Genomic DNA, 16,799 nt, shown 5'->3' on the forward strand with positions numbered 1-16,799 from the left:
GCCTACTAAAAGGAGAAAATTATCATGGCAAGGCCAGAAAAGTTGGATGCAGAGAAGTTCACAAAATCAGTTGCCTTTCGGATGACTGAAGGCACGTTCAAGATGTACGAAAGAAAATTTATGGCTGCCGGTTTAAAGCAGTCTGAATTTTTCCGACTCCATGTTGTTAACAATACAACTCTAGTTGTCGCTAAATCACCTACTGCCTCGCGAGCTGTTTTGCTTCTGTCCAAAGCATCCAATAATTTAAATCAGCTTGCACACCGAGCAAATGCTGCGAATCTTTCAAGAACAATTTCCGATGATACGTTCAAGGTAATCTCAACCCAATTACAACTTCTCAATGACTTCATGTTGTCTCAGGTGCAAGAGGCCAGTCAATGATTGTTGAAGTTGGCGGAGCTGATGGCGGGTTCAAAGAGTATTTGGAAACTGGCCGCAAGAAAGGGCGTGAGCTTCATCGCGACCAGCTCGATCAACGGATTCCATTGTTCGGGGACTTAGACGTGTTTGAAATTTCCACTTCGGCACATGAAGGTAAGGGTCATCGCTATGATCACGTTACCTTGTCTTTTTCAGAAAATCACGTCACAGATGAAATGCTCCAACGTGCCGTTGATGAGTTCCGTAACCATACGTTTGCAGCATGGCCAGAATCAGAGCGACACAGAATCGCGTTCTATGCAGAAGCTCATCGTCCAAAGATGCTTAGTTACACCAACTCACTTACAGGTGAAAATGTAGAACGCCTGACGCATATTCATATCGGCATTGGCAAGCGTGATTTACTCACAGGTAAATCTATTGAGCCACTTGGATTCCTCGGGCAAGCCTCAGACAACCTTAAATACATTGATGCATTCCAAGAATCATTTAATGCGAGGCATGGCTTTGCTAGTCCTAAAGATAATCCAAAAATCACGCCAGAGAATGCTGTCGATATTTTAGCGCGCTACACCGGCGCAAAGCCCAATGCACTCGGAACTTTTAACGAAAAAAAAGCCAGTCTTGAAATTACTCTGCAGAAGGAAATACTAGCGAAAAATATTACCACTTGGGATGACTTTGGCAAGTTGCTTGAAGTTCATGGGGTCGTTTCCAAGATGCATGAAGGCCAGTTCAATGAGAGTTTCAGGATAAAGCCACACGGATCAGATCGAGCTATGCGATTAAAAGGTGTGTTTTTTCAGCGTCAATTCATCGAGCGTTCAACCGATGAAAAACTTGCTGTTATTTCCGACAAAGCAAAAATTGCATACTTTGAACAAATGCAGCCCAGAAAAGAACCTAAATATGTTGCGTCAATTTTGGAGGAGTGGCACCAAACCAAGGCGCGCGAAATTCGCTATATCCATCAAAGCAGCAAATTCTACAAAGAAGTATACAAACCTGCTGATGCCGAAACGCGTCAGCAACTTTTAGACGAAATCGAAAGGAAACATCATGGCCTCACCAGTTCTGTCTCAAATCATGGACGAAAAGAAAATACCCCCACCAGAAATCGCCTGCCAGGATTGCAGCCACGCGACATGGATGGAATTCAAAGCCGGAGTGAAATGTTACTGCGCGATAACGATGGCGTGGATGTACGAACCGAGCCATCACGAGAGCAAGATCGTTTGGGCTTGCGACAAGCAGATGAGCGTGGAGGAGGCGATGGAGCCAATGCCAGCGGTGCCACCGATTCGACAAGCAGAGAGTCAGACGGCAGTAGTGACAGAGGAGATCATACAAACTCAGGAAGCACCAGTAAGCCTGTTCGAGGATATGGACATCAAATCTCCAGCAGAGCCAGCCGGACCGAACAGCTTCATGAACTTCAACCATCCAGCATAATCGGGCGTGTTACTGCCGAACAGCGCGAGCGCTACGAGTTGGCGGCAGATAAAGAGCGATATGCAGAGATTCGCAAGAATCTGGATTGCGCACAGCTACTAAGTCTACTTTCACACAGTCATGGCCTCAACCTTGAGAAGTACCAAGTAGCGACCGCAACAGATGGCAGTCCACGTATCCAAGCTGGAAGCCGTGCTCTCACACCAAGTGATTTTTTGATGAAGGAATTGGGCTTGCCATGGAAAGAGGCTGCGCCGATTTTGCGCCAAGTTTATGAACATCAAATTAATAGTCAGGTAACAAAGCCACGTAACGTAAAGGCAGCACCATCGATTCTTTGGATGGACTTCAAAGCCATGCGCAAAGTAACTGACGCAGAGCTATCTCAGCGTCTTAAGGTGTTTGATGGTGTAGCTAAAGCACACCGCACGGCCCTTGCTGAAAAGCTTAAAGCAGAGCAGGCGGCCACCCTTGCCGGACTTTCAGGCACGGCTAGAAAAGCTGCACATTCACTAGGAAAACTCAAAGCTGCTACTGCAAAAGCAGAACTTAATGTCGCACTTAGTGAAGAGCGCCAGATCTTACGTGATTCTATCCAACCAAATCAGGCGAATGCCTGGCGCCTTTTCTTGCAGGACCGCGCTCAAGATGGCAACGAAGAGGCGCTTGTGGCCTTTCGAGAGCTAGACGATACCGCGCGCGCCGTACAGCTTACTACACCATCAATTGGCACCATTATTCTAGTGGATGATGAGGATGAGCAAAAGCGCAGGCGTCTTGCTAGAAGAGATTATGCGGCAAAGGTGTTATCAAACCTTGTGCAGACTGTAGATAAAAACAGCGACATTACCTACCGACTGCGTGGTCATGCGGTCCTTAGAGATGAAGGTAGACACCTTGCAGTTTTGGATGAAAACAGTGATGAAGCCATTGTTGCAGGCTTGTTGCTGGCACGTGAAAAGTTTGGTAGCAATTTAACACTTACTGGTTCTGCTGCCTTCCAGAAGCGCGTGATTGAGGTTGCCGTAGCCCAAGGCATTGCCATCAAGTTTGTAGATCCTCAGCTAGAAGCAATGCGCGTGCAGCTCACAAGTGAAAAACGTCAGTTATCTCGCACACCACCAACCATAGAGAAGCGAGTGCAAGAATCTGATCCATATCTCGGTATGACCAACACTGAGAGAATTTTGGCTGAGCGTAAAGTTGCGAAAACACAAGCGAGGGCGGCAGACGAGCTAGCACGTCAAGCGCGGATCAAAGAGTCTGCACTTGAGACCGTCCTACCACAGGTAGAGGTTGTAGAGATGCGCGTTGCCGAAGATGTTGTCGTTAAGTTGCCACCAGAGCCCACAAAGGTTAATAAACACAAGGGTGTAGACAAGGGACGTTGATTCCACTCTCATTACATGAAGCAAAGCAAAGGAGTTGGCAATGAAGAAAAATGAATACCAAAAAGAGCGAAGTACGCGTGACCTTGTTCTATGTATTCCACCACTTTTAGGCATTTATCGCCTAACAAGTGAGGGGTTAAAACAAGTTCGCATGTTACATGGAGTTGAGTATGCGCCCCAAGGGAAGAGAAAATGATTTTAATGTTTGGTGATGTACACAGTGACTTTCGCCATGTGCTCCCAGTGGTGCAAGCAGAGAAGCCTGCAGCTATTATTTTCTTAGGCGACATCCAAGCGCAGCGTCCACTTGAACAAGAACTTGCAGAGGTTATAGAACTTACCGAGGTCTATTTCATTCCTGGCAACCATGATACAGATAGCAAAGCTGATTATGACAACCTGTTTGGATCCGCATTGGCTGACAGGAACCTGCATGGCCGCGTAGTTGAAATTGATGGACTACGTGTAGCAGGGCTAGGCGGTATTTTCCGTGAGTCAGTTTGGTATCCACAAGCAAGCGCCGAAATTGAGCCTATTTATCCAGATTACGAAACCTATACCAGAAAGATGTTGGATGCTGAGCGCTGGAAACTTTACCGTCAAATGAGCAAGGAAGGCAATCAACCAGACAGATTGCCTGCACCACCCTTGGTGGGCAAAGCACTGCTGCACAAGAGTACTATTTTCTGGAATGACTGGATACAGTTGTACGGCCAACAAGCTGATATTTTAGTTACGCACGAAGCCCCTACTTGTCACCCTCACGGATTCCGAGGTATTGATGTATTGGCACAGAGCATGAAAGTTAAATTCACTTTTCATGGTCACCACCATGATCGATTTAATTATTCAGCTTATGAGGAAGCATTAGGCTTTAGCGCACATGGTGTGGGCTTGCGAAGCGTGACAGATATGTATGGCGGTATGATCTTAATTGGTAACTTGGATGAGAAAAAATGAACAATGAAAATAATGGAAATAAAGACCCGATGCAAGAAGTATTGGCAGCAATTGGCGCATGGACGATGCACAATTGCCAGGGCAATGCCGAAATGGCTGATGAAATTTTTAATTGCCTTATCCCGAAATTTCAAGACCGTTTCCCGCACCACAAGCTGCTTACTCACTTACGCCGAGAAGCCAGAGACCCTTTGTTAGTGTATCCAGATTCTCCATTACTCAGAGTTTATCAAGTGGCTAATCAATTGTCTGTTAAGCTTCCTTCTGGAGAAGTTCTGTTCAATGAAGATCCAAGATTGTTGGCCGATATGTTGAGTGAGCGTGGGTTTGGTCCAGACGATATTGCCTTCGCCGATAGGCAAGAAGGCGATAGAGCCCCTGGTGATGGGGAAGCTATTGCTTTGAAATTCCGTATGCGAGAAACATTTATGAAGGGTTCTCATGAGTAATGGGGGCTAACGAGCCCAGAAAACGCAGGCAAGTTTAAAACTCAACAGTCCTGTGGCGAATTTTGAGTGATTTTGCAATATCGGAATGAATAAAAAACATGGATTCTTGTGTGCGGGCACCACTCTGCACCAACGCCCATTAACGATCTTGCTGCTCACGTTTGGCGGCATCTAACTGCTCATCTTTTAGAAAAGTGCAGGGCGCGTCTTGAATTCCGCGCCGTTTTTCCTCAGCAATTGCCTGATTCACTTCATCGACTGTAAACGCCGTTTCAACAAATTCGCCATTAATCATCATAAGTCATAGTTTACGCTATGCCATCACAGCGTCAAGCTTCGTGCAATACGGCGGATATGTAGTTACAGCATTACCCTTATGGTTTACGCCACTTATCTGGATTCCCAGAATTTGTATTTCGAACTCATTAATATTAACAGCCGCTTTTGGATTTAATTTTTTTGCACGTTCAATTGCTACCGCTTGTGTGCGCTTTCAGAATTTGGTTTTCGGACGGTGCAATCGCCTTCTGGCCGACACTCTACAAAGAAGATCAGCTTCTGTAACAATCTTAATCACATAAAAGGCGGTTATTACATTATTTATACTTCAAACAAGTAAATTCATAATACAATTTAGAAATAATTTATGTAGGGTGATGTATGGCAATAGAACAAGAAAGACTGCTAGCCTTAATCGATTACGCTCAAAAAAGCGCTGCAATGAACAGCAAGCATGCTACGAATGTTGCCTCTCATCTTTTTTGTAGACATGAAAATGGAATTGCAAAATTACCAGGCGTTCACCTTAACATTTCAACCGAAGATAGTGGGGATGAAGTATGGTTAATCCTTAACCGACTTCATGAACAAAAACCACCTGATATTCTCAGCCATATACTCCAAGCTTGGATAGATCTCACCAATAACCCTACAAAGGAGCCTTCCCTTAAGAAATATATCGAAGCCCAGCAGCTCATCGAGTTGGGACTAGAAATGACATTTAAAAATGTTGAATATAAGCCTTTAGATCCTAAGCAACTTGTATTTCTTGATAGTTATGAACAGAAAAAAGAAGTAGAAACGCAACTGGAAATCTATATTAAAAATCGGTGGACTCCTTGGTCAATTGAAGAAAAAATTCGCCGCGAATCAATTAGTCTTTATAAGGCTCTCTTTACACTAAAGCAACAATTAGAGGGTTCAATAATTGAGTCACAATTAGAGCTGGTTTGGGGCACTGGTATAGCAGTTTGGAAGATGGGGGATACTTTAGTTTCATACCCATTAATTACTAGGCTGGTTGAAATTTCATTTAATGAATTGACTATGGATATAGAGGTCAGGCCAAGAGATGTAGATGCTAGGCTAGAGCTTGAAATATTTTCCGCGGCAGATAATCAGGGAGTTGCAGATTTAGAGCATATCAGCAAAGAGCACTTCTTAAATGCTAAACAAACTTTCTCTCCCTTTGATCACACAACTTTTGAGTTTTTGCTTACTTCAGCAGTTACATATCTTGATTCGCAGGGCGTTTATTGGCCAAACGAAACTGCCTCAGATGACAGGATGCTTCCTAAAGCCGAATTAGGCTTGAAGGTTACCGATACTTGGGTATTGTTTGCGAGGCCGCGCAGTACTAGTGTGTATATTCAAGACTTAGAGAGATTCAAACAACATCTTTCTGAAGGTGCGGTTATATTACCTGAAGCTATTGCATGTGTTGTGACAGAACCATCAAACGTAAATGTTGAAATAGAGCTGCCGAGTTTTAGGGGGCTTTCTAATGTGTATGGTTCAGATGGCGGTGGATTGACCCAAACCTCTTCAGTGGCCGACTTGTTTTTCCCTAAAGCCTATAACGAAGAACAGGTTCGCATTATTCAGTTGCTGGAGCAATCACCTGGCGTGATTGTCCAAGGGCCCCCAGGTACAGGTAAAACACATACCATTTCAAATATCATTTGCCACAATCTGGCATTGGGGAAGCGAGTTTTAGTAACGTCCATGCGAGATCCCGCACTGAGTGTGTTGCGAGAATATCTCCCAGAAGATATTCGTCCTTTAGCAATCAGCTTGTTGAGTAGCGAGCAGGAAGGAATGAAACAGTTTGAGTTTGCGGTTAGCAAAATAGCATCAGAAGTGCAACGTATTGACCGAGTATCCTTAGGACGTGAAATATCTCAACTTGAAACACATATCGATGGACTCCATGGGCGGATATCTAGTCTTGATCGTGCAATAACAAAATTGGCTGTGGCAAACCTAAGCAAGTTATTGATTGATGGAGAGGCTATAGATCCGCAAGAAGCGGCTAAAGAACTTGTTACTGAGCAAGGCAGCTTCGAATGGATCGAAGATGATCTCACTATTGGTGACGAGCATAAGCCTCAATTTAATGAGAATAATATCGCCGCTTTGAGAGAGGCGAGAAGACATTTAGGTTTAGACCTTGACTATTTAGATAAGAAATTACCTGTAGTATCTTCTTTCCCAGATTCTAGAGATCTCTTGCGTGTACATCAAGATTTAGGGCAGTTGAGCAAACTTAAATCTGCTATTGAAGATGGGACAGTCCCACCATTGGCGAACTCATCAAAAGAAACGTTTCAATTAGCGTCGTCACTTGCAGAGCAAATTTCTAATATAAAGCTACTTAAAACACAACTTCATCAATCTGGACATGATTGGTTTAAAACTCTCCGAGTGAAATTAAAAAATGGTCACTCAAAAGACATTTTCCAGATGTTTGAAACATTATTAGAAGAAATAGATTCGGCAAATCAAGATAGGCGGCGTTTCCTTGAAAAACCTGTTGAAGCACCTCATGACATTGATCAAGATCATGAGCTAATTCAAGCCGTTAATAATTTAGCTCTTGGTAAGTCTCCATTTGGAATTACAGGGATTATCGGAAAAGCTGATAAGAAAAAGACTTTACAAACGATACGGGTTTTAAGTGCACCACCAAACGGAAATTTAGATTGGGCGCATATACTTGATTATATAAGCCATATTAAATGCCTTAGAACGCTAGTCACAAGATGGAATGTATTGGCTTCTGAAGTGTATGTTAAAAATCTACCAGCTAATGACCCCTCACATTTTCATTTGGCTGTTGACGCATTAGGCGTGTTTAGGTCTACAAAAAACCTCATCGCAGTAGAAAGAGTATTAGATGAAAAAGCTAAGGTAATAATACCTTCTTGGACTCATGGGGATGAAACTACTAATAACGAAGAAAACTTGCAAAGATTTGAGTCTTTCCTGATTCATCATCTCACACGTAATAGATTAGCGGATACATGGGCTCTCAAAGAACGATTTCAAGAAATTACTGCCGGTTGTAATGGCCGGATTATTGAAGAAATTAATTCATTTTGCACGGAAACACTTGGTAATCCACAAATACCTGATGCTCAAATGCAAGCGGAATGGACAGCTTTAATGGAAGAGTTAAGGCGTTTGCATGGGCTATCTTCACATCTTAAAGTCGTGTCTGAAAATTGTATTTTCATTCGCGAGTCTGGCGCACCTGATTGGGCTTCAAAACTTGAATCTATTCCCGTGACTCAGACAGTAGATGATTTTCTGCCTGGCTCTTGGGCACAGGCTTGGCGCCTAAGACGTTTATCCAATTATCTTGAGAGCATAGATGTACGTAAGGACCTTAAACAACTAAGTGTTCAAAGATCCGAAGCCGAAGCAGATTTAGCGAGAGCTTATCAAGATGTTGTTTCTAAACGCACTTGGCATAAACTAGCATGCAATGCCACACCTAACATTCGCCAAGCACTTGCTGCTTTCTCGAATGCAATTAGCAAAATTGGTAAAGGCACTGGAAAACGTGCAGTTCGATACCGTCAGGACGCTCGTCATGCAGCAGCACAAGCAAATCCTGCTATTCCATGCTGGATAATGCCGCATTATAGAGTGTCTGAGTCTCTCCCACCTGAATTAGGAGTGTTTGATCTTGTTATCATTGATGAGGCTTCCCAGTCGGATCTAACAGCTCTACCCGCGATTCTGCGCGCCAAGAAAATATTAATTGTTGGAGATGATAAGCAAGTTTCTCCTGAGGGCGTGGGTATTGAAGAGGAGAAAATTCGAAGTCTTATGGCACGGTTTCTAACTAATCAAGTAGCAAATTTCCGCGCGCAAATGACTCCGGAGCGTTCTATTTACGACCTTTGTAAAGTGGTTTTTGCTCAACACTCTGTGATGCTTAAAGAGCATTTCCGTTGTGTAAGTCCAATTATCGAATATTCTAAAAGAGAGTTTTACAATAACGAACTTAAACCCTTGCGCTTACCCAAGGTTTCAGAGCGACTTGATCCCCCACTGATTGATGTGTTTGTGGAGGATGGATTCGTCAATAAGACCGATAATACCAACCTTGCTGAAGCGCATTTTATTGTTGATGAAATTGCAGCAATATGTGCTGACCCTAAAATGGTTAACCGTAGCATAGGTGTTGTATCTTTGCTGGGGGAAAAACAGGCTTTGAAAATTTGGCAGATGTTAGAAGATGAGTTGGGTCCAGAGGTCATTGAAAAGTTCAAGATAGCCTGTGGTGATGCCAGAACATTTCAGGGTAAAGAGCGAGACATTATGTTTCTCTCAATGGTAGTAGCTCCAAATTCATCAATTACAGCATTAGGTCGTGATACGTTTTCTCAAAGATTTAATGTTGCTGCATCTCGTGCTAGAGATCGAATGTATTTGGTAAGAAGCGCTGAACTGAATGATTTAAGTGAAAAAGACCATTTACGCAGAGGTTTGGTTTCTCACTTTGTTTACCCATTTGCACAAGACGAACAACGAGTAGATGACTTACGAGAACTTTGTGAGTCACCTTTTGAACGGGATGTTTATGATGAGCTTGTTGAACGGGGCTATCGTGTAATCCCTCAAATTAAGGTGGGAGACTTTAGAATCGATATGGTCGTTGAGGGGAACCATGATGCAAGGCTCGCCGTCGAGTGTGATGGGGATCGCTATCATGGACCAGACAAGTGGGACGCAGACATGAATCGCCAACGTATTTTAGAGCGTGCCGGCTGGAGGTTTTGGCGTTGTTTTGCTTCAACTTATGTAATGCACAAAGGCGAGGTCCTTCAGGATCTTGTTAAAACTTTATCTGAACGTGGAATTGAACCAATTGGAGCTGAAAATGCACCGAGAAGTGTTTATACGGAATTTCGCACTTATTCCTCGATCAAAGCTTCAGAGCAACAATCAAAAACTGATAACGAAATCTTTAATCTGGATCAACAAGATAAGGAAATCGGCGTAAATCCACTCGAAAATTCAGTGGATGATAACTTGGTTGTTTTGGTAGGGCGCAATGGTTTGCCGGTTCATGATTTTGAATCATTAGTTGTGCAATCGGGAGATCATGTCACTTACATTGATATAGCTGTGCCTGATGTAAATATCCAAGTACAGATTGTTTCTGGACCAGATAATTTAGATGCAGGCATTATTAATGAGAACAGACCACTTGCTCAAACACTTCTTGAGATGGCAGAGGGTGATGAGGTTGAACTAAGTGTACCTGGTAGACCTGTTCATACACTTAAAGTTATGCAAATTAAAAGGCACTATAGAACATAGTTTCTAATTTAAAATTATGTATTAATGCCTATTGTTAATCTGGATAGATGCTGAAAAATAGCGTAGAATTCGGCACATTGTGTACGTCTGTGGGAAAGTTGTTAAATGTGGCGAGAAGGCCGTTGTTCATTAATATAATTTAAAAATTGAACAACGTTAGTTGTTGGTATTTATGTTGGTATTTTAAATTAGTAATTATTTTAATTCCATTGTATAAAGGCTTTCAGGCTTATCTTCGACTCCCTCCGTCGCACCACTCTTAATGGCCTGGAACCCATCAGTGCGTTCTTTGGCTCTTTCTCATTTAGGGGGGCAGTTTTAATCATCCACAGAGCCCCTTAACACGCACTCTGACATTCTCAAAGTTTCTGAATCAATCAGCTCTTCTTTGAATCAGTTTCATCTTACGGTGGCATCCTTCTGTAATGCCATTAGATTTACTAAACCGCCACATTCTGGCACTCTCCTCTTTCCATGAGCTGAGTGTTTTACCTAAAGCAGCCACTGGTTTAAAGGCACTTTGTTTTAACTCAGTTAACATCGTTAGGAATACAGGAATCACTTCACCACATGCCCGTTGCGTTAAAGCTCTTTTCATCAATAGCGTATGAAGTGGTTGTTGGAAGGGATAAATGGCTGCAATAGCTGGATACCTGTCTAAGAACAGATCTCTGTTAGTCTGTTTATCTTGAGTGAGATTGTCTGGCCTGATTCTCAATAACGCCAAGATCCCTCTATTGTTTTTTATCTCACCACTGGGTTCTCTATAAGTCATCATGCACTGATGTTGAATTATAGGATATGCTTTTTTACGAACCTGTTTGCTGTGGCAGTGGCTACAACGGGCTAAGCGGTTGTATTTCACTTCTCATCATAGAGGTTGATAACCACTGACTTTTACTGTAGAAAAACCTGGTCAATTTAGGATAATATTGTTCTTGGGGGTTTTAATCCCTTTTTTATCGCAAAATCAAGGATTTAGTTTGGGCTAAATTGATTAAAGTGCCCCCTTATTTGGTGGAGAGCCAAAATTTTTATTAATTTAAGGTAATTTTTTAATGGTCACTATTTATCACAATCCAGCATGTGGAACGTCTCGTAATACCTTGGCTATGATCCGTAACAGCGGAGAGGAGCCGATCATCATTGAATATCTGAACACTCCCCCAACCCGTGAGCTACTCATTCAGTTGATTCAGGGTGCAGGGTTAGATGTGCGCGGAGCAATACGTCAAAAGGGGACACCCTATGAAGAATTAGGGCTTGGGAACCCCACCCTATCAGATGATGAATTATTAGAGGCTATGTTGGCTAATCCCATTCTAATCAATAGACCCTTTGTTGTCACAAATAAAGGAACACGATTATGCCGGCCTTCAGAACTGGTATTAGATATTCTCCCTAATCCACAAAAAAATACTTTTGTTAAAGAAGATGGTGAAATAGTCATTAATATAGGGAGTGAAAGTGCTAAATCAAATGATTAATCTTCCTAATGTTGATAAAGCATTATTTGAGTTACCAGGGATTGAGAATTTTGCAAAGATTGGTATATCCTCTCACCGTCCACGCTTTCTTCTATTATATGGTTCTTTGCGGGAGCGATCCTACAGTCGACTGTTAATTATGGAGGCAGCAAGACTTCTAGAGGCACTAGGGGGCGAAGTTAAAGTTTTTGATCCCAGTGGTCTCCCTTTGCCTGATGATCAGCCTGACACTCACCCCAAAGTGATTGAGTTACGAAGTCTTGCAAATTGGTCCGAGGGTATGGTTTGGTGCTCGCCCGAGCGTCACGGTGCTATGACAGGAATCATGAAAGCTCAAATAGATTGGATCCCACTCTCTCAAGGAGCGCTTCGCCCAACTCAGGGTAAAACTTTAGCCTTAATGCAGGTGTCAGGTGGTTCGCAATCTTTTAACGCTGTGAATCAGATGCGAATTTTAGGTAGATGGATGAGGATGATTACCATTCCTAATCAATCTTCGGTGGCAAAGGCTTTTCAAGAGTTTGATGAGATGGGTAGGATGAAAGATTCCTCTTACTATGAACGAGTCGTTGATGTGATGGAGGAGCTCTTTAAGTTCACGTTATTGACACGCGATATTTCAATCTATCTAACAGATCGATATAGTGAACGCCGAGAGAGAGCAGAAGAACTGTCTCTAAGAGTGAATCAAAATAGCCTTTAGCAACAGATATTTCAATTATGATCTTTAAAAAGAGTTATATCACATGAAAATCCCCTCACATCAGCTGACCATGACAGTACTTATGACGCCAGATAAAACCAATTTCTTTGGTAATGTGCATGGTGGTGATGTTCTAAAATTACTGGATCAAGTAGCCTACGCTTGCGCTAGTCGGTATGCGGGTCGACATGTGGTGACATTGAGTGTTGACCAAGTAACTTTTAAACAGCCCATTCATGTGGGGGAGCTATTAACATTCTTGGCTTCAGTGAATTACACTGGTACCTCATCCATTGAGGTGGGGGTGAAGGTCATTGCGGAAAATATTTTGACGAAAGTAGTGCGTCACGTAAACAGTTGTTTTTTAACTATGGTGGCCATGGATGAGAATCGCCAACCCACAGCGGTCCCTAAGTTTATTCCAGTAACTAGCGATGAAGTGAGAAGGTATGAGGCAGCTCTCATCAGAAGAGAGATGAGGAAAGAATTAGAAAAAAAATTTAGTGATATTAGGCGGTTAAATAATAAAAGTTGATAACTTTATTTGATTAATTGAATTAACTTTTCTCCAATTAATGCTGAGCCGTGGTAACTATAATGATGATCATCTCTTAATATGAGTAAGTCGCTAGAGTCATAAATATAATTTATATTTAATTTTTCTAAATACTGTGCTTGGTTGAAAGTAATCACTTGATTTTCAAGTTTACGTTGTAAAGAATTAAAAAGATTATCTTCGTAGATTAAATAAAACTTATTCTTACAAAAAGATGTTTCTGACATGGTAGGTCTCATGCATATTATTATGTCTGCATTTGTATAAGGACTACCAAATGTAACAACTGTTTTTATATTATGGCGATGAAACAGATTGGCTTCATTGATAATTAAAGTGCTTAAACGCGCTACTCCTACCTCGTCTTTGTTGACGCCCCAAAAGTCCATTTCATGAAGCCAGAATCCTAGTATAACGGTTTTAATTTGTAATGTAGATAACAAATAATTAATAATCAGCGATGTGTCTTGTACACAATTTTTTCCCTCTTTTGAGCGGGGTCCTCCCCAGCCACTATTTTCTTTTAATCCCAAAATTATTGGGCAAGTACCATCTCCTAAGTTAATTAATCCTTCTTTATTTAAGTCCATATATTTGGCTATTCCAGGACCTAGATGATTGGCTGTACTATCTCCAATAATAGCTACAGTTATATTGTTTTTATTGCCATAAATTTTACAAAAAGTAGTATTCAGAGAAGTGAATTTTTTACATAAATCGTCACTGGTATCATTCCATGTAATTTGTTGAATATTTTTTTCTTCGATCAAAGAAACAGGCTTATTAAAGATTTGACCGTGATTCATATAAGAGAATCCAGCTAATAAACCTAATGCAATGTTAGCAAAGATGAGTAATGGTGCTAGCGGTTTGTACGTGCTATACCTTAGTGGGTTTTCAATAAAATAATGAATTAAGGACGCAAGAAGATACGATAATACTAGTAGAGGAAATCTAAGATGTTTTATTACTTCTGCGTTAAATAAAAAAAAGAAAACTATGATCGGCCAATGGACTAAGTATAAATTAAAACTGATTTTTCCAGTCCAAACTAGAAACCTATTTGAGTAGAGATAAGTACTAATAATCGAATAATCATCAGCCAAAATAATCAAAGAAGTAGCGAATACTGGTATCAATGCGATATAACCAGGGTATTGCGAAGAATCTTTAATTATAAATAGGGAGAGAATGAGCAGTAATGTACCAAAATATGAGAGAGAGATTTTTAATGGTTTGATATTTACAAGTGTAATGACAGCGCCAATACCTAATTCCCAAAAACGTGTAAAAGGTAAGTAAAAATCAATATTATAATTTCCAGACAAGAAATAAAATAGATTAAGAGAAAAAGAGAAAGTGATTATGATTATCAAAAAATAAAGGCGATTCACCTTATTTTTAAAGATCCAAATTAATAATAATGGCCAGATGAAATAGAATTGTTCTTCAATTCCTAAACTCCAAAAATGAAGGAGAGGTTTATAAAGACTATGTTGATCAAAGTACCCTGCTTCCTTTAAGAAGAGAATGTTTGAATAGAAAAAAAGACTTCCTAGGGATTCTTTGGATAGTTCTGTAAATGCATGGGAACCTAGAAAAAAGTAGCCTACCAAAAAGGTTAATGTCACAACTGTTAATATTGACGGAATTAATCTTTTTATTCTTCTATGGTAAAAATTAACCAACTGAAAGTCATGCTGATCTAAATCTGTAAAAATAATTTTCGTCATAAAGAACCCTGAGATGACGAAGAATATGTCTACTCCAATAAAGCCAGCGGGAAATTTTTCTGGAAAAAAATGAAATATTAGTACGAATAAAATGGCTACACCCCTTAAGCCATCTATTTTTAATTTATGCTGAATTGAACTCACGCTTAGGATCCCTGGTGATTACTTAAATTTATTATTTGTACTAAACAATTAGATTTATTGTGTAAATTTAAGTATTGTCATGATTGTTTGTTTGCCAAATATTACGTACTAAGTAGATTGGTCTTTGTTTGCTTTCCGAGTAGATTCTTCCAAGATATTCCCCAATAACCCCAAGAGCAATAAGCTGTACGCCAGAAAAAAATAAAATAGCAACAATGAGTGAAGGGTAGCCTTTTACTGGATTGCCGTATAACAAAGTATCAGCGACTATTTTGATGGCATAGAGAAAAGATAGTAAGGAAACGAGTATTCCAAAATATGAAGCGATTTTAAGGGGAGCATCACTAAACGAGGTGATCCCTTCTAAAGCAAAATTCCACAGTTTCCAATAATTGAACTTAGTTTGACCAGTATGCCGCTCAGGTCTCTCATATTCTATTTCAGCAGTTTTAAATCCAACCCACGCAAAGAGTCCTTTCATAAACCGTCTACGTTCTGGAAGTTGTTTTAATGCATTGAGAACTGGACGAGAAATGAGCCTAAAATCCCCGGTATCTTGGGGTATATCTACCTCACTGAGTTGATTAATTATTGTATAAAACCAGTGAGCGGTATTTCGTTTAACAAATGAATCTCCATCCCGTGTTTTTCTTTTTGCAAGCACTACATCAAAACCCTTGTGCCACAGATCAATCATTTGTGGAATGATTTCAGGGGGGTCTTGTAGATCAGCATCGATAGGAATAGCCGCCTCGCCTTTTGCAAAGTCAATCCCTGCCGACAGTGCCGCTTCTTTGCCAAAGTTTCTGGTTAAATCAATCACAATGATTTGTGAATGATGGAGTTGTGCTTTAAGTAGCTCGTCAAGAGTATTATCAGTACTCCCGTCATTAATACATAACATTTCCCAAGTAATTTGCATTGGAGATAACACACGATGAAGTCTCTCATAAAGAAGTTCAATATTACCGGCTTCGTTGTGCATGGGAACAATGAGAGAAAGAGTCGGGTTCATTCAAGTCGCTTGTTTTATAATGAATAATAGATTATACCCTGTGATAAAAGATGAAACATGATGAATAAAAAACAAATAAGGTGGTTGCAATGCGTGTCCAGCAGTTAGCGAACCGTCATTACCTCTTTTTTATTTTAGCGGGCTCCTGTGGTTTTGTCGTAGATGCTGGCGTTGTTACAGTGCTACACAAATGGTGTGGAGCGGGGTTAATTAGCGCTAAAGTAATTAGTTTTTTTCTCGCTGTAACAGTAACTTGGTGGATTAACCGCACCTATACTTTTAGAAAGACGTTGGAAAAAAATCTTTTTTTGGAATGGATTCATTACTTTTCAGCTAATATAATAGGAGCTATTATAAATAATGGCTTATATGTTTTTCTCGTCATCCTGTTTGCTTTTCCAAAAGAATATCCAGTTGTAGCGGTGGCGGCTGGCTCTCTCGGAGGTATGGTATTCAATTATTTTGCTTCTAAAACTTGGGTATTTAAATGATTTTATAGGCATAAATAAGAGTTTTACGCAGAATCTAACTATTATTTTAGAAATTTTCTTAACTTTCATTGACAAGAGAGGGTAACGTAGTACACAATAATTGGTTCATTTTGGAGGGGTTCCCGAGCGGTCAAAGGGATCAGACTGTAAATCTGACGGCTCTGCCTTCGAAGGTTCGAATCCTTCTCCCTCCACCAGTTTTTTTAAGATGGTGAACAAAATGTGTGCTGGATTTTACGCGGGTGTAGCTCAATGGTAGAGCAGAAGCCTTCCAAGCTTACGACGAGGGTTCGATTCCCTTCACCCGCTCCAGATTTTGGGTAAACATGGCCCATGTAGCTCAGTGGTAGAGCACTCCCTTGGTAAGGGAGAGGTCACCAGTTCAATCCTGGTCATGGGCTCCAAGGTATTGGTAACTCTT

13 protein-coding genes, 3 tRNA genes and 1 pseudogene are annotated in these 16,799 nt (G+C 41.0%); 13 read left to right on the forward strand and 4 right to left on the reverse strand.

The window, feature by feature from the left end; genetic code table 11:
- Positions 1-24 precede the first annotated feature (24 nt).
- From FERRO_RS03065 to FERRO_RS03080, 5 genes are read left to right on the forward strand one after another with little or no spacing between them, the layout of a single operon-like run.
- On the forward strand, positions 25-384 hold the full coding sequence (locus FERRO_RS03065) for a plasmid mobilization protein (RefSeq protein ID WP_056929386.1): 360 nt from the start codon (positions 25-27) through the stop codon (positions 382-384).
- The gene (locus tag FERRO_RS03070) at positions 381-3,227 is read left to right on the forward strand and encodes an LPD7 domain-containing protein (protein ID WP_056929387.1); all 2,847 of its coding nucleotides are present in this window, start codon (positions 381-383) and stop codon (positions 3,225-3,227) included. Before FERRO_RS03065 ends, FERRO_RS03070 begins: the two co-directional genes overlap by 4 nt.
- A gap of 40 nt (positions 3,228-3,267) precedes the next feature.
- Complete coding sequence (locus tag FERRO_RS10155) at positions 3,268-3,423, forward strand: hypothetical protein (RefSeq protein WP_160318091.1); 156 nt, start codon at positions 3,268-3,270, stop codon at positions 3,421-3,423.
- Entirely contained in the window at positions 3,420-4,187 is a 768-nt protein-coding gene (locus FERRO_RS03075) for a metallophosphoesterase family protein (protein WP_056929388.1), read from the forward strand. The genes FERRO_RS10155 and FERRO_RS03075 overlap by 4 nt, the downstream gene beginning before the upstream one ends.
- On the forward strand, positions 4,184-4,636 hold the full coding sequence (locus FERRO_RS03080) for a hypothetical protein (protein ID WP_056929389.1): 453 nt from the start codon (positions 4,184-4,186) through the stop codon (positions 4,634-4,636). Before FERRO_RS03075 ends, FERRO_RS03080 begins: the two co-directional genes overlap by 4 nt.
- A gap of 139 nt (positions 4,637-4,775) precedes the next feature.
- On the opposite strand, the gene FERRO_RS10160 is transcribed toward FERRO_RS03080, so the two are convergent.
- Positions 4,776-4,934: a hypothetical protein gene (locus tag FERRO_RS10160; protein WP_160318092.1), complete on the reverse strand. Its 159-nt coding sequence runs from the start codon at positions 4,932-4,934 to the stop codon at positions 4,776-4,778.
- Between the two features lie 362 nt (positions 4,935-5,296).
- Between FERRO_RS10160 and FERRO_RS03085 the strand changes: the two genes are divergently transcribed.
- Complete coding sequence (locus FERRO_RS03085; RefSeq protein WP_056929390.1) at positions 5,297-10,249, forward strand: AAA domain-containing protein; 4,953 nt, start codon at positions 5,297-5,299, stop codon at positions 10,247-10,249.
- Between the two features lie 373 nt (positions 10,250-10,622).
- Here FERRO_RS03085 and FERRO_RS03090 read toward each other — a convergent pair.
- Positions 10,623-11,045: pseudogene (locus FERRO_RS03090) on the reverse strand (transposase); the annotation flags it as partial.
- A gap of 262 nt (positions 11,046-11,307) precedes the next feature.
- On the opposite strand from FERRO_RS03090, the gene arsC reads away from it, so the two are divergent.
- Genes arsC through FERRO_RS03105 form a run of 3 tightly spaced genes read left to right on the forward strand, consistent with a single transcriptional unit; the run spans position 11,308 to position 12,974 of the window.
- A complete protein-coding gene (arsC, locus tag FERRO_RS03095) occupies positions 11,308-11,736 on the forward strand; it encodes an arsenate reductase (glutaredoxin) (RefSeq protein ID WP_056929391.1) in 429 nt (142 codons plus the stop codon).
- Positions 11,729-12,439, forward strand: coding sequence for an arsenical resistance protein ArsH (gene arsH / locus FERRO_RS03100; RefSeq protein ID WP_152975707.1), 711 nt, complete (start codon positions 11,729-11,731; stop codon positions 12,437-12,439). The genes arsC and arsH overlap by 8 nt, the downstream gene beginning before the upstream one ends.
- 43 nt (positions 12,440-12,482) lie before the next feature.
- A complete protein-coding gene (locus tag FERRO_RS03105; protein WP_056929393.1) occupies positions 12,483-12,974 on the forward strand; it encodes an acyl-CoA thioesterase in 492 nt (163 codons plus the stop codon).
- A gap of 5 nt (positions 12,975-12,979) precedes the next feature.
- On the opposite strand, the gene FERRO_RS03110 is transcribed toward FERRO_RS03105, so the two are convergent.
- Positions 12,980-14,872 (reverse strand): acyltransferase family protein, encoded by a 1,893-nt coding sequence (locus FERRO_RS03110; protein ID WP_056929394.1) that lies wholly within the window; start codon positions 14,870-14,872, stop codon positions 12,980-12,982.
- 67 nt (positions 14,873-14,939) lie between these two features.
- A complete protein-coding gene (locus tag FERRO_RS03115; RefSeq protein WP_056929395.1) occupies positions 14,940-15,887 on the reverse strand; it encodes a glycosyltransferase family 2 protein in 948 nt (315 codons plus the stop codon).
- A gap of 89 nt (positions 15,888-15,976) precedes the next feature.
- Between FERRO_RS03115 and FERRO_RS03120 the strand changes: the two genes are divergently transcribed.
- From FERRO_RS03120 to FERRO_RS03135, 4 genes are all read left to right on the forward strand, one after another.
- Positions 15,977-16,378 (forward strand): GtrA family protein, encoded by a 402-nt coding sequence (locus FERRO_RS03120; protein ID WP_056929396.1) that lies wholly within the window; start codon positions 15,977-15,979, stop codon positions 16,376-16,378.
- Positions 16,379-16,490: 112 nt separating this feature from the next.
- Positions 16,491-16,575, forward strand: a tRNA-Tyr gene (locus FERRO_RS03125).
- A gap of 41 nt (positions 16,576-16,616) precedes the next feature.
- Positions 16,617-16,690: transfer RNA gene (locus FERRO_RS03130), tRNA-Gly, on the forward strand.
- Positions 16,691-16,707: 17 nt separating this feature from the next.
- Positions 16,708-16,782: transfer RNA gene (locus tag FERRO_RS03135), tRNA-Thr, on the forward strand.
- Positions 16,783-16,799: the final 17 nt, after the last annotated feature.

Source organism: Ferrovum sp. JA12, from assembly GCF_001431705.1.
Classification (GTDB): domain Bacteria; phylum Pseudomonadota; class Gammaproteobacteria; order Burkholderiales; family Ferrovaceae; genus PN-J185.

Coding starts and splice junctions, on each gene's coding strand:
- FERRO_RS03065 (WP_056929386.1), top strand. CDS start 25: ATGGCAAGGCCAGAAAAGTTGGATGCAGAGAAGTTCACAAAATCAGTT.
- FERRO_RS03070 (WP_056929387.1), top strand. CDS start 381: ATGATTGTTGAAGTTGGCGGAGCTGATGGCGGGTTCAAAGAGTATTTG.
- FERRO_RS10155 (WP_160318091.1), top strand. CDS start 3,268: ATGAAGAAAAATGAATACCAAAAAGAGCGAAGTACGCGTGACCTTGTT.
- FERRO_RS03075 (WP_056929388.1), top strand. CDS start 3,420: ATGATTTTAATGTTTGGTGATGTACACAGTGACTTTCGCCATGTGCTC.
- FERRO_RS03080 (WP_056929389.1), top strand. CDS start 4,184: ATGAACAATGAAAATAATGGAAATAAAGACCCGATGCAAGAAGTATTG.
- FERRO_RS10160 (WP_160318092.1), bottom strand. CDS start 4,934: ATGATGATTAATGGCGAATTTGTTGAAACGGCGTTTACAGTCGATGAA.
- FERRO_RS03085 (WP_056929390.1), top strand. CDS start 5,297: ATGGCAATAGAACAAGAAAGACTGCTAGCCTTAATCGATTACGCTCAA.
- arsC (WP_056929391.1), top strand. CDS start 11,308: ATGGTCACTATTTATCACAATCCAGCATGTGGAACGTCTCGTAATACC.
- arsH (WP_152975707.1), top strand. CDS start 11,729: ATGATTAATCTTCCTAATGTTGATAAAGCATTATTTGAGTTACCAGGG.
- FERRO_RS03105 (WP_056929393.1), top strand. CDS start 12,483: ATGAAAATCCCCTCACATCAGCTGACCATGACAGTACTTATGACGCCA.
- FERRO_RS03115 (WP_056929395.1), bottom strand. CDS start 15,887: ATGAACCCGACTCTTTCTCTCATTGTTCCCATGCACAACGAAGCCGGT.
- FERRO_RS03120 (WP_056929396.1), top strand. CDS start 15,977: ATGCGTGTCCAGCAGTTAGCGAACCGTCATTACCTCTTTTTTATTTTA.